Annotated in this window: 3 protein-coding genes; all 3 read right to left on the reverse strand. The window is 47.2% G+C overall.

The features are described 5' to 3' along the window. From ACR8BL_RS06950 to fabD, 3 genes are read right to left on the reverse strand one after another with little or no spacing between them, the layout of a single operon-like run. Window positions 1-11523, reverse strand: a complete 11523-nt coding sequence (locus ACR8BL_RS06950; protein WP_434751923.1) for an amino acid adenylation domain-containing protein — start codon at window positions 11521-11523, stop codon at window positions 1-3. A gap of 18 nt (window positions 11524-11541) precedes the next feature. Next, window positions 11542-14127: a non-ribosomal peptide synthetase gene (locus ACR8BL_RS06955; protein WP_434751924.1), complete on the reverse strand. Its 2586-nt coding sequence runs from the start codon at window positions 14125-14127 to the stop codon at window positions 11542-11544. Then, the gene (gene fabD / locus ACR8BL_RS06960; RefSeq protein ID WP_434751925.1) at window positions 14120-15328 is read right to left on the reverse strand and encodes an ACP S-malonyltransferase; all 1209 of its coding nucleotides are present in this window, start codon (window positions 15326-15328) and stop codon (window positions 14120-14122) included. Before fabD ends, ACR8BL_RS06955 begins: the two co-directional genes overlap by 8 nt. Window positions 15329-15336: the final 8 nt, after the last annotated feature.

The following is a 15336-nucleotide window of genomic DNA, read 5'->3' on the forward strand; positions in this document are numbered from 1 at the left end:
CTAGAAATGGAATTTAATCAGACTTTCTCCTTCATCTGAATTCGTAGTAATTTCATCCGGGAAAAGCTCACTCAACAACACATTCGGATTTTCGCTAATTTGATTGAGGACAAAGAACAGGCAATTCATGCACTCTTCCAGTTCTTCCGCTCGATGTGCGACAAGATTATAAACAAAACGAACGAGGAAGTTCTCATGTGGCTCTACGATCAGGTTAAAATCATAGCTTGTATACTCTTGCAAATCGTACTCTACCATTTCCAGCCCGGAAGGAAGCTGCAGTTCCAGCGGATAATTTTCAAACACAAAGATATGATCCAGAACTGCTCCGCCGCCAGACTTCTGGATCGCTGACAAGGGAATATGAGAATAGGGTTCTTTCTCCATCTGCTCGCTTTGAAGCTGTAATGCAAGTTCCAAAAAGGTAACGGATGCGGACTTTACCCGAACGGGAATCGTATTAATGAACAGACCCATCATGATGTCGATCTCTTTTACCTCAATACTTCTGCCCGATACTACTGCTCCAAAGATCATATCTTCGGTTTCGTTCAGATTCTGCAGTACCGTCGCCCATGCAGCCTGAAACAATATATTTAGTGTCAAACCGTATTCAACGGATAATTGGTTAAGTGCTTCCTGCAGCGCTTCAGGTACATTACGTTTTAATTCCTTCCGAATATACTCACCACTTGTTCCCTTTATGCGTGGCAGGGTATTTTTACTTCGGTATCCAGCTAAATAAGTCTCCCAGTACGCTTCAGCCACAGACGGATCTCGTTGTTCAAGCCACTGGATATACTCCCCGTAGTGCGGAGCTTGGACATGTGGTTGCGTACCAGACGGATCAGCATACAGATCGAAGATACTACTGAGAAGCAACCCTACACTCCATCCATCAAGCAAAATATGATGAAAACTCCAAACCAGACAATAAGCGTTCGCATCTGTTCGAATGAGAGCTACTCTCAGAGGAATCTCGCTGAATAGATTAAAGCGCCGTTCACGGTTTTGTTGAAGGTACTTTTCAAGCTTCTCTGATTCACTTCCGCCATGTTCCTCTGTCCAATCCATGAATTCAAACGGAAGCATCCATGACTTCGCCACTGCCTGCAGCGGCCGTTCAAGGCCACGTAAGGCAAAAAATGTACGAAGAATATCATGTCGATTTACCACCTGTTGAAAGCAATTTCTTAGCCGCTCCGGATCGACATTCCCCTGCAAATAAATGACACATTGCTCTTCATAAGCCGTGGAATCCGGGAAGCGAAGATAATAAAACAACATACTTTCCTGCATAGGCGATAGTGGATAGGCCTTGAGTATTGGCAAATGTGCTGTTTGCTGAAGGATATCCCATTCTGTAGAAGGCACAAGCTGAAATCCATCATGTTCCTCGTCTGTAAACGTCGAACTTTCACTGGCATACACGATGGTTTCACAACCACTCAGGAAACCTCGCAACAGTCTCTGGATGGTTTCTGCTCTGAACTGATGTTTATTGTAATCAAACTCTACCAGCATCCGCCCGTCAGATAAGAGCACATTGCAAGTAATCACAAATGGGCGATCCGCATTTGGACTTTCCGTTCCGTGCATTGGAAGCTGCGACAGTCGAAACAGATTCTGATAACGACGGTCATCCATTTCACCGAGATAGTTAAAACAGATTTGCGGCTCGATATCAAATGCATTGAATGATCTGGTCTCTGCTTCTGGAAGCATGTACTTAATTACGTTGAACCCGGCCCCCCGATGAGGGACACGTTGCAACTCACGATGAAGCTGTGCAACATAAAGGTGTGGCGTTCTGGCTGCGAAGGTATCCAGATAAAATGGGTAGTGTGATGTAAACCAGCCAACCGTCCGCGAATAATCCGCACCTTCACCGAAATTTTCCCGACCGTGCCCTTCCATATTGACCCAGAGACCCTCCGAAATACCGATAGCCTCCAATGCAGTGCCTAGTGCAGCAAGTAACAAAGACGATGTTGCCGCCTCGTATCGCTCGGTCGCTGATTGCATGAGGGCCGCAGTAGCTTTTTGTGTAAAATGAAGACTTGCCACTTCACTATCACGAACCTGACCCTTCACGTTTATCCCATCCCCATGGAGCGACGAAACTTGCCGAGCCGATTCATTCTTCCAATAACGCGCCTCCTGCTTCCATTCCCCGACGGTAACATACGTACGCATTCTCTGTGCATAATCCCGGTAAGAATCGGATAAGGAAGGTAAAACCGGCTTGATGTCTTGTTCAAGAGCAAGGTAGATATCATAAAAGTCATCCAGTAAAATGCGCCAAGATATGACATCAATGACTAAATGGTGAATCGTAAGTATCAATTCATCCCGATCTTGTCCCTTGATGAGGCCCACCTGTACTAATGGTCCATGCTCCATATCCATTGCCCGGTGCATATCTTCCGTCATTCGTTCCGTGATAGCGTTAAATTTCTCGGTATTCGTCCACTCCAATGACTTGGCAACATGAAAGGCAAAAGCCTGCCGATCTGCATTTTCACACAATTGCTTGATGTGGTTGCCTTCTCGCTTAAACCTCATTCGTAGTGCATCATGATGAACCGTAAGCAACCTGAGCGATTCTCTGACAAGTTCTTCTTTGAACCTCGTAACACTAATCAGCGTCACACTGTTATTCCAATAATTCATTTCGGCAAAGTTTTGCTTGAAAAACCAATGCTGTATAGGCGAGAGGGGCACATCACCTTCTAGAAGCTCTGAAGCTCTATAAGGCGTTACCTCCTCCATCGGCATAAGCATCGGGGCAATGCTGCTCACCGTTTTCAAACGTAAAATTTCAGCCGACTCCAGCCGATACCCACACTTTTTCATACGAGCCGCAATCTGGATCGCCTTGATCGAATCCCCACCAAGTCGCATAAAGTGATCATCTCTGCTGGCATCAGGCCTTCTTAGAATTTCACGCCATGCATGCAACAGCTCTGCCTCACCAGGGATGTCCACCTGCAGTGGAAGCTTGGACTGCGTCGGCTCTGCCGAGATAACGGGCAGCTTTTTGATATCTACCTTGCCGTTGGCAGAAAGCGGGAGTCGATCCAAACGGATATACTCAGCCGGCAACATATATGGAGGCAGATATGTCGAGAGATAACTCTCCAGCTCCGCAGTATCCAGGTTTTCTGCCGAGACATAGAAGGCACACAAACACTTTCCGCTGCTTTCAGTCTCCTTCACGATCACCGTTGCTTCGCGAATCGATGAATATTCCAGCAGCAAATTGCGAATTTCTCCTATTTCAATTCGATGACCCCGAATTTTAACTTGTTCATCGATTCTTCCTAAATACTCCATTCCACCAGCTGGCAACCAACGCACCAGATCCCCGGTACGGTAAATCTTGCCGGGTTCATGAAACCAGTCCGAGACGAATCTTTCCTTGGTCAGCTCCGGCTGGTTCGCATATCCTCTGGCTACGCCAATACCGGCAATACACAGTTCACCAGGCAGATGTTTCGCCTGCAAATCCCCTTTTTCATCGGAAATATATAACCTCATATTGTCAATCGGCCAGCCAATAGGCACCTGACTGTATGTTTCATCTGGATCATATTTATGGATCATACAGCCGACTACAGTCTCAGTAGGGCCGTACTCGTTATATACTTCAACATGCGGACCGAACAGCGAAGTAATGTCTGCTGCAGCGAAGGTCTCGAATGCTTCACCCCCCACGATAAAACGCTTCAAGCTTGATCCTTCCGTTTTATAAAGAGACAGCAGCTTCAGATGAGAAGGCGTTAATTTAATGATATCCACTTCATCATCTTCACAAATCCGTTCAAGCGCAAACTCCACATCTTCGGGATATATAATAATTTGGTTCCCTGATAATAGCGGTGTAAACATCGACGTTACCGTCAAATCGAAAGAAATGGATGAATACAGCGGAAAACGAACCCGATCCCCGCGCACATAGGTTTGATCTGCCCAACGGATGTAGTTGCTCAAGCCCCGATGTTCCACCATAACGCCCTTCGGCTTGCCCGTAGAACCTGATGTATAGATAATGTAGGCCAGATCGTCAGGCCCGGCAACCCGTTCGAGGTTCACTGGTGTTAAGGGTACAATCTCGTATACTTCCTCAACCATGATCAGAGAACCCGAAAAATGGGACAGCTCCTCATAGGCTACATCGGCAATGACCCACTGTGCCTTGCAGTCGGCTAATATATAACGGATACGGTCCTTCGGGTAAGACGGATCGATAGGTACATAACAGGCACCCGCTTTCCAAATTCCCAGGATGGCTGCCAGCAGATCGGGAGTTCGCTTCATAACTAGTCCAACCGCCATCTCGCGAAGCACTCCCTGCTCCTTCAGAACGTGAGCAAATTGATCGGCTCTCTTGTTAAGCTCCAGGTAGGTTAGTTGCACTCCTGCACAGGATATCGCAATGGCATCAGGTGTACGTTGTACCTGTTCCTCAAACAGTGCAAACATTGGTTGATCAGGCTGATGCCAGTTATCCGTTTCATTAAATTCATGTAAAAGCTGCACCGTTTCCGAAGCATTAAGCAAGCTGATTTCCGAGATTGAAACGTCAGGATGATTAGATACAGCTTCCAAAATGGTGCTCAAGTGTCCAGCCATCGTTCTTATGGCTTCAGGGTGAAATACTGCTGTACAATATTCGAGATCCAGATGCAGTTCACCATGTCCCTCTACAACTTCCAGCGTCAAGTCAAACTTGGCAATTCTGTTTTTATACTCGGATACCGTGAATCTGACACCACCGCCAATTAGTGGCTCGTTCGAAAGTGCCTTATGTTGATAAACATAGACCGCGTCAAATAATGAATTCCGACCCGGATCACGCTCCTCGTTCTCAAGAGCGCTCCACCGTTCCAAAGGATATTCCTGATGCTCAAATGCATCCACCGCATTCATCTGTACTTCATGGATCAGTTTGGAGAAACATTGGTCTGTTGCGAGATGGGTTCGCAACGGAATGGTGTTGACGAACATACCAGGAATTCGTTCGAGATCCGAATACATCCGGCCCGATGCCGTTGTACCAACCATGATATGCTCTTGGGCAGAATATTTAGATAACAACACATAATAAGCGGCTAAGAAATAGCTGTATAAAGTAACCTTCTCCGCCGCGGCATAGGCCTTAATGCGTGCCAAGATTTCGTCAGGCAACTTGAACCCGTATCTTTCTCCTTCGAAACTGCGGATAGCAGGTCGCTGATGATGTATTCCCCAGTCCAGCCGCGGAATTCCGTCTTTGAACTGCTGACTCCAGTATTTTTTACTCTCCCTCATATCCCCTGCGCCAAACCGGCCCAACTGCCATTGGGTGAAGTCCTTCATATGCCGCGTGACTACCGGCAAGTTTTGGCCATCATACAACCGAATCAGCTCTTCAAACAACAGATTAGCTGAAAGTCCATCTGCAATCAGATGGTGCATATCCATCAACAGATACTGCCGTCCAGACTCCTCCTGTTCAGTCCAGTATTCAATCCGCATCAGCGGTACTTGTTCCAAATCAAACGGCCGAATGGTGCCCAGAAGGCTTTCCTCCGTTGCTTCTCTATCCAGCACATGCATCGGAATTTCCATGAATGCCTCACTGAACACACGCTGCACCGGCTCATCTTCATCCAGATCGAAGGAGGTTCGCAAGCATTCATGTCTCTTCACCAGCAAGTTGGCCGCCAATTTCAAGCGTCGCAGATCAAGTGGGCCTTCCACAGTGATTAGTCCGGTAACGTTGTATGCCGTACCTGCTCTACCCAGTTTCTCTACAGTAAAGATCGAACGCTGCGAACTGGACTGTGGATAGAACTTGGCTGAACTCGCCTTCGGAATATGCATGAAATCAGCCGCGGGAAGCTCGCTTAACACCTGTGCCAGTTCGGCAATCGTTGGATAGCGGAACAACAGACTCAGAGGAACCTTGATCCCTAATTCCTTTTGAAGTCTAGCCGTAATCACTGTGGCTGCAAGCGAATTGCCACCTACGGTCAGAAAATGATCATGAATGCCGGCGTTATCCAGCTTTATAATTTCAAGCCATATTCTATGAATCCTGATCTGCATTTCCGTAACCGGAGGGTGAAACCTTGGATACATATCGTTTAAATCGATCCGATTATGCTCGGCAGTGATATCATTTCTGTACGAATTAAGGGAAACAGCAAGATGCTCGGATGAAACAAACGATGGTGTCGATAATGAAGTATGTATGGAACTAAACCGAGAACTTGATTCTGCCTCCCCTTCCTTCCGGACTTTAGACACAACAGTATCAAGTAACAAGGTGTATGCTTCAAGCCAGCCTTCGGCCGCTTCCTGTCTACATACCCCATGACCAACATCCAGTTCCAGAACCAATTCTTGATCCAGTTGGAGAACATTCATGCTGATCGGATATTTGAAAGCCGCTGGTGGAACAGACTCAAGCTGAACTGTCAGGCCCTCGAATTGGAACTCAGGCGTTTTGTCAAAATTAAATATGGTATTTATGACAGGAGGATAAACAGGCTGTCCTTCCGTGACTAGCGCCGTAACGATATCTACGTAGGAGCAGCGCTGGTGCTCTAGTAGCTCAAGCATTTCACCTCTTATTTGTGTCGCGTATTCGGATAGTTCTTCCTCAGCCGACAGACGACTTGAAAAGGGCAATAAATTTACACATTGACCGACCAATTGAGGGAACCCCATCTGAAGCTGACCGGCTACAGGAATGCCGACGGTAATCTGCCGGAGACCTGAAATTTGGGATAGCAGCATGTTGTATGCAGCAAGCATCAGCATAAACAAAGAAACACCCTTTTTTTTGCCAAATGCCCTCAATTCTCCCGCAAATGCAGTATTCAAGCTCCTAGACAGACGCATTCCTGGATAGGGTTTATCCGATTCGCGGGAAAGCCCAGCCGGAATAACCAACTCCGGCAGTGGAGTGGACAGTCGTCTTGTCCAAAACTCTCGAGCAAGCTGCTTCTCCTCAAGCGGCAGATTCAGCTGCCACTGTGCAAATGCAGAAAATAATACAGAATCAGGCGACTGAAACCGATTTTGCATCGTATAATAACCAGCCATCTCCTGTAAAATCTGAATAATCGACCAGCCATCAGCCGCAAGATGATGAGCTTGCATGATGAGTCTGTAATGCTGATCCCCCATATGCAGCAGACAAAACCTGATTAAAGGGCTGTCTGACAGATCAAAACCTCCGTTCCATTCCTGTTTAATGGAATCCGGCAAACCTCCTGCTTCTTCGAAACCTTCTGCCTCTTCAAAAATGATTTTCGAAGCTACGTTCTCAAACGGCTCCGTGTAATACAAACCTTCATCGTTAGAGAAGCGAGTCCGCAACATCCCGTGTCTTTGCACCACATAGCGAATGGCTCCCCGCAATCTTTCGGTATCCACTGTTCCTTGCAAACGAAGTACGACAGATTCCACGTAAGCATGGCTCATATCGTTATTTGCCAGAGATGCGAACCACAGTTGTGTCTGCTCCGACGTTAGCGGATGAACCTCAGCCTGTTCAACGGCCTCTACTGTCCATAATTCCCCAGCTTGCTTTCTCCCGCCTCCCGGCGAGGGAGGAGAATTCTGGGGCAGGAAGCCGGCACTTCGCAATTCCTCTATACTGGACTGTACCGCATCCACTATACGATCGAGATCTGCCTCCGTATGGGCTGTTGATAAAAAGCAGTTCCGCCCCTCCCAAATATAGATTCCTTTCTCGATTAACAAGTAGTACAGGAGCTCCAGATCAGACTTTTGAACAAAGCGGAACAGGGAACCAAAATGAACAATCTCCAGCGGCACCAACTCTTCTGTAAAATAACGGTTCAGTCTGTCTGCCAAAACCGCCGTTTTCCTGTTCAACTGTTCCTGAAGAGCAGGCCCTTCCTCCTGCAACCGCTGCAGTACTGCTAGCGCAGCATTCATAGCCAACGGATGCTGACAAAACGTTCCGGCTACAAAAGTTCTCCGCTCTTCATGTGGTGGGAACGAGGCATCCCCAAAAGACCACATACCTCCGTCTATACCGTCCAAATATCGTTCTTTTCCAGCGACGATGCCAATCGGCAAACCTCCACCGACCACCTTGCCATACACCACGATATCAGCTTCAATGCCGAACCATGCCTGCGCACCTCCAGGATGAATCCGGAACCCGGTGATGACTTCATCAAAAATCAGGGCGATGCCATGTGCAGCGGTCAATGAGCGTAGCTCCTTCAGAAAAGCGGTCGGCTGAATATCCGGCCTACGGCTCTGTACCGGCTCTACCAATATTGCTGCCAGCTCTCCAGCATGTTGTTCAATAATCCGTAACGATTCGGGATGATCGTAATTCAGAACCATGAGATCATCAACCATGCCTTGCAAAATCCCTGGAGCGATTGGCGTGCTTGTGCCTCCGAGTCCCGCACTCATGGCCAGAACACCATCGAAAGTACCATGATAAGAACCCGAAAAGATGACTATTTTTCTTCTGTTCGTGGCTGCACGGGCCAAACGCATGGCAACCATGATCGCTTCTGTCCCGGAATTAAAAAACGCAGCACGCTCTATACCAGTCAATTGATGCAAGGCAGATGCAACCTGACCAGCCGTTGCATTAATCGGACCAACACACATCCCCTTGCGCATAGCCTCTTGCACCGCTTCGTTAATAAAAGATACCTGATGGCCGAACAGATTCACACCGAAGCCCATCGTCAAATCAATATAGTTGTTACCATCGATGTCGGTAATGGTAGAACCCTGTGCCTGATCCACAACGATCTGATAGACCATATCTTTCCAGTGGGGGCGATAACCTGCCACATTACGATTATTGGCGACCATTTTACGAAAAGCTTGTGTATGCAGCTGGGATTGAACTGTTCTTGTAGTGTATCTCAATATAAATTGGTCTATAAATTGCTCTTGCACAGAGGTAAATCCTGTCTTCGAATGCGTTTCAAGCGTATGGAACGGGACGTAGGGCCGATCTGTCTTTAGTCGTACTTCCGTGAGTATGGGGGGCTCACTGTAGCTGTCCGCCAAATCGTGGTGATGACCTTTTTCTACTGAATTATTCGCATGCACTGCCGTCGCTGCCGACAAGCGATTAACAGAAGCTTCCGATCGCGTAGAGACTCCTTGCAGCATGGAGAGTTGGAGAGCCATCAAGTCCAGCTGCTTCTGAACGATTCCCTCCAAACCTGTATCTGTCACGAGTAGATTGCTCGGTTCGCTCTCCTCCCCTGAAGCCGCTGTAGACGGATGTACATATACACTTTGCTTAAGTGCTGCATCCTGCGCCCCCTTATCCGTGGTTTGCCCGGTTAGAATCGACGACTGTGGCAATTCCGGAGATTGACTGGCTATATATTTCCCTACTTCAGCGATAGTAGACATTTCTTCAAAGAACATATGCATCGGAATATCCACTCCAAAATGATTCTTGATTGCATGTTTGGCATTGACCAGCAAAATAGAATCCATTCCAAGTTCCATGAAATTTCGGTTTACTCCGATATCTTCTGGAGAATATCCTGAAATATTCGACATCATTTCCTGCACCGCGCTTGTGATGAAATGAATGTTTGTGTCCTGGACAACACGATTTTCCATCGTTGACTTCTCCTTTTCACCCTCCGTTTTGTTGGGTACTCTCCTGATACTCTCTGCAACCATCGCAGGCGCAATCCAGTGCTTGTGCTGATCAAATGCGTACGTCGGCACTGAAATGACACGCTTACTGCCACCAGCATGCAGAGCTTTCCAGTCAATGGATTGGCCACAAACATACCGGCTAGCTGTCTGTCTCCAGACATTAACGTTTCCTGGACTTGGCATCGTTGCGTTCAAGTTAGAAGAACTTGAGGCTTCCTCCTGTTCAGGTCCACCAAACCAGATTCCCTCCGCCAATTCACCATATTGCCCGGCGAAAGTCTCATATTGCAACAATGCCAGCTTGCCTCTTAACTCTTGTGAGTGTTGTGCTATTACTGCCAGCCTGTACTCGTAAATGCCCCTACCGATATTCGAGGTATAACAAATGTTTTCAAAAGATTGTGGATCAGCTGTAAGAAGAAAAAGACGATATTTATTGACCAGAGACCGCAAAGAGGTCGGCGTTCTTGCAGATAAAGTGAGCAAGGCAGGTCCACACTTTGTATTGGGCGAAAGAAATTCTTTTCTGTCGCTTGCCTCTTCCAAAACAACGTGGCAATTGGTGCCACTCATACCGAAAGAACTTACTCCGCACCGGCGTACATCAGGGCCCCTTTTCCAATCCGATAAGTGAGCATTGACATATACAGGAGACTTCGCAAAGTCGATTTGCGGGTTGGGTTTCTCGAAATGGAGGGACGGAGGAAGCTGTTCATGATGAAGCGCCAACGCTGATTTAATAAAACTAATAATGCCAGCGGCATGATACAAATGTCCGATATTGGGCTTAAGTGATCCGATCGCACAGAACTGGACTTTATCGGTATACATGCGGAACGCATTATGAATAGCACGAACCTCAATCGGATCGCCTATTGGTGTTCCTGTGCCATGCGTTTCAATATACGACAGTGAAGCCGGATGGATGCCTGCACGCTCCCATGCACGAATAAGAAGCTGTTCTTGAGCCGCCCGGTTAGGTGATGTAATGCCGATCGATTTGCCATCCTGATTGGATACACTCCCTTTAATCACGGCGTATACAGGGTCATTGTCTGCAATCGCTCTGGACAAGGGCTTGAGCAGAATTGCCCCCATGCCCTCTCCTCTTACCGTCCCGTCAGCTCCTTCATCAAATGCCCGTACCCTATACGAAGGAGACTCTATGCCGATTTGAGGCTGTTCGGCTTGTGGGTCAAGAATTAATTGAATGCCTCCAGCAATGGCCATATCACACTCCCTTGCCAATAGCGCCTGGCAAGCCAGATGAACGGCAATTAACGATGAAGAGCAGGCTGTATCAATGACCAAACTTGGACCTCTAAGATCAAGCAAGTAACTGATTCTGCTCGCTATAGCTGAGGACATGTTTCCGACTGCGGCTGCCGACAACAAATCTGCATTGCATGAGGTGATCATTTGTTTATACTCATTTTCATGTCCTGATCCGACATAAACACCGGTTCGACTTCCTTTTATCCGATCCCCGCCGTAGCCTGCATCCTCAATTGCACTCCATGCAATTTCAAGAAACAACCTTTGATAGGGATCCATCAGTACTGCCTCTTTAGGAGGGATACGAAAGAAGAATTCATCAAACGTGTCGATCGCAGACAAATAACCACGTCGTGGAGCCTTTGGCCCACCCGCTGACATTCTGACCCGAGGAGCTTCACGCACCCACTCTTCGCCGCGACACAGATTGCTCCAGAATTGATCCAGCGAATCCGCACCAGGGACTTTAAGGGACATGCCGATCACGGCGATATCCTTGCCGGACTGCTCCTCAATTATTGCAGCTGGAGTATGTTCTTCCTTTGTACGGCTAGGCAACAAACTTTTTTTCATCGGCTCTCCCCTTCTCACTCACTGTGATACCGATATATTGGAAATAATATCAACACTCAGTAAAGACTCTATTGAGTCCGCAATGGTCTGGAACAATTCTTTCATAAGAACCGCGCTCATTCGAAAAGGGTTGTATCGGAAAAAGAGCTCTGCTGCATCTGTTGTGTCCTTCCACTCCATGATCATGTCAAATACATCATGAAGGGCATCTTCTGTATGCAGCCAGCCTTTTTGTACGAACAAGCAGCGGGCATATCCCGGTTCAATGCGAGTCACATATCTCTCAATATCTCTCGTGTGGTATACTTCTGCTTCGCCCACTTTTTTCTTCACACCCGCCAAGATGAGCAGATCTTCTATCCTCTCCACTTCCGCAAAATCCACATGAAAAGGTACAATCCAACCTTTGCCGTCCATCATTGTATGCACAGTCACTTTAGAGCCCGTCGATATTTCATAAATAGCGTTCGAAAAAAGGGCAAGCCATACCGCTTCTTCCGCAACCTGCATCTCATGGCAAAATGTTTTGAACCGATCGCGTTGCGACGGGACCATCATCATACGATACTGATTCTCTGCTCCGCTCCACTCCGCTTCGAAGTAGTTCGCTTCCAACTGCACGGCTTGTAACTGTAGTTCCTTTCTTGACAATCCCTGAGAGGCAGAAATCAGCTCTGCAAGCTTTGCCACAGAAGGATATGCAAAAATATCGGTCAGCGTGATGACATCTGGATATAGAAGTTCCACTTCCTCAAGCATCTGCATAACAAGAATAGACGTTCCACCTATTTCAAAAAAGCTGTCATGGACTCCGAAATATTTCTTGCCAAGCACCTTGCACCATATTTCAAACAACGCTTGCTGCGTCGTGTCATTGGGTCTTTGCACCTGTGTTTCCTGTTCTCGCAGTTCCTGCCATTTGCTTAATTCGTCTTCGACCTTCTGAAATGCTCCTTCTCTGTATTTATCGATATATTTGTAACGCTGCAGTTTGCCACTGGTCGTTTGATGTATTTTGGAAATCGGTAGAATGATGGTCAAATGGATACCCATCACATGGTTCACATGTCTGCGAATCTGATCCGCGTGACGTCCGAACTCTTCCAACTTGTCCCTATACAAAACAAACAATGCTGCTTCTTCCGTCCCTGTCGCTTCGTTGTATACCCCACAAGCAATCATTCGCTTGATCTTCAGATCCGTGCATCCCTCTGCAATTCGTTCAATATCATAGGGGTAATAATTGGAGCCGTTAATGATGATGATATCCTTGGTTCTCCCCGTAAACACCAGGTGATTGTTGATAAGAAAGCCAAGATCACCTGTATGGGCCCATCCGTCCGGAGTAAACAGATTGTTGGTCGCTTCTTCATTGTTATAGTATCCATCGGTAATATTCGCTCCCTTGATCTGAATGAATCCTACAAAACCCTTGGGGAGAGTACGACCAGAATCGTCACAGATTCTCACCTGACTGCTCCGTAACGGGGTTCCCGTTCCAGAGAGTGCCAGCCCTGCTTCATCCTCGCTTGATAGAAATAGAGCCTGATCCCCGACACTGAGAGTATCCCTGCGGACATAGTAGGTCGTAAACGCTTCGTGCTGCTCCTGAATACATACCGCCACACAAGCTTCAGCCATGCCATATCCCATTTTCATCGTTTTCCCATCTAATCCGAAAACAGCCATCTCATCTAAAAATTGCCGACATGCCTCCACATCGATAGGTTCCGCACCGTTCACGATCGCCTTGATTCGGCTTAAATCCCAATCAAAAGAACGCTGGTTCGCAGCTTTGTGATACGCATTTAAAAAATACTTGATTCCGAAGTTGGGCGAAGCGAGCATCGTTGCCTTAAACTGGCTGGCTGATTGCAACCAGAGTACAGGTCGCCTTATGAAAAGCCAGGTTGGCATTTGATACTGATTCAACCCGGCGACCAGCGGGAGCAAGTGGAACATAATCATGCCAAGGTCATGAGTCAGCGGCATCCAATTTAGAAAAGCATCCTCTGTAGTAGCTCCCAAACGTTCTTCCAGATCATAAATGTTCGCGAGAAGCTTACGATGTGTCAGTTTGACGCCCTTGGGCTCTCCCGTTGTCCCTGAAGAAAACTGAATAAAGGCAATATCGTCAGGGTGAGCAAGAACGGGTTCCTCATGATGTTCCACGGTCTGGTTCATCAGGTCCTGGACATCCAGCAGAATACAATTCCGATCTGGAAAGCTGGACAGATGCTCCCGAAGTTCGGCAATATGACGCGATTCCGCTACAATAAAAGGACGGTTCAAAACACCGGTTACACGCAACGTTTTGGCGAGTGATTCTTCATTTTTACTCACCGTCAATGGAACAGGGATGATACCACCAAGCAGGCAAGCCCAGAAAACAACCAGAAATTCACGGGTGTTATCCAACTGCAAAATCACTTCACATCGTTCACTTACGCCATTCTTCCTTAGAAGATGCAGGGCAGACATCGAGGACCGATACAGCTCATCAAAGTTGCAAAATTCACTTTGGAATTCCCCCTCAACAAAGGTGATACCTCGCTCTTTCAATACCGTGTGATGATAAAGTGCCTCATTGAGTGTACTAAACATGCTGAACCACTCCTTCTTCAGCTATATGACTGAGAATATCTCCCCGTTGTGAAGCAGGAGTCATCTTGCAATCCAAAATGTGTTTTAACGCTTCGAAAGCTTTAGCATTGCCGCCTGCAAACTCCTCCGCCTTGGCAAGCCACTGCAATTCCCGAAAAGGCTCCGAAATCTCTTCCAGATAATCTGAAGTTTCACCGTGAATGTTGTAGTTTTTGGCACAGAGTGCAGCTTTTAAATAACGGGCATATGAACCTGCTGTACTCCCCTTCGGTGCCCATGCTTTCATTAGCTTCTGTATATCGTCCTTCTTGTCTATAGAATGGATCATACAAGAATCAAGCTTTTCCCTTCGCAGCATGTTACTTAACACTCTCCCTGGTCCAACCTCGATCAGGTTGTGAACCTGCCTCTCTATAAGGAATTGAACACAACCTTGCCAGTGAACCTTCTCTACCATTTGTTCCGATAAAAAAGAGGGGATGCAAGTTTCGGAAGGATAAGGAAGCGCTGTAACATTAGAAAGCACGGAATAACGCATGGAATGAAGAGGTATACGACAAAGTTCATCATACAATTGCATTGCTGCATCCTTCATGAACGGGCTGTGGAAAGCACCGTCGACCTGAAGAGATGTAACATGACCTCCCAATTCGACAAATCGTTTCCGAATTAATGTAAGCGTATTCATATAACCTGAAACGACAGTTTGATGGCTGGAGTTCAGATTAGATATGACCACTTTCCCCCGGAAGTCAGGCTCGCGGCATTCCTCTTCAATAACTTGAGGGCTAAGTCCATGAACGGCCATCATTGAACCTGCTTTCTGCTTCTGGGCCTCCCGCATCAACATGCCTCTAAAACGCACAAGGCGAATGGCGTCTGCAAAATGTAATGCTCCGGAGGCTGTTAGCGCCGTAATTTCTCCAAGACTGTGGCCCGCCAAATAACATGGATCAAGTTCCCTACTCTCCATTAAGGCACGAAAGGCAGCGATGCCAACCGTCAAAATACACGGCTGTGCGTAGTCTGTACGGGTTAACTCTGCCAGGCTCCCTTGAAAACAAAGTTTAGATACGCTGTATCCCAATATCTCTGAGGCCTCTTCAAACGTTCTTCTAGCCAATACGGAACTGGTAAACAGCTCCTGTCCCATACCTATGTATTGCGATCCCTGACCCGGAAACAGCAGTGCCGTGTGCATAACATCCC

This window comes from Paenibacillus amylolyticus, from assembly GCF_051136285.1.
Lineage (GTDB): Bacteria > Bacillota > Bacilli > Paenibacillales > Paenibacillaceae > Paenibacillus > Paenibacillus amylolyticus_F.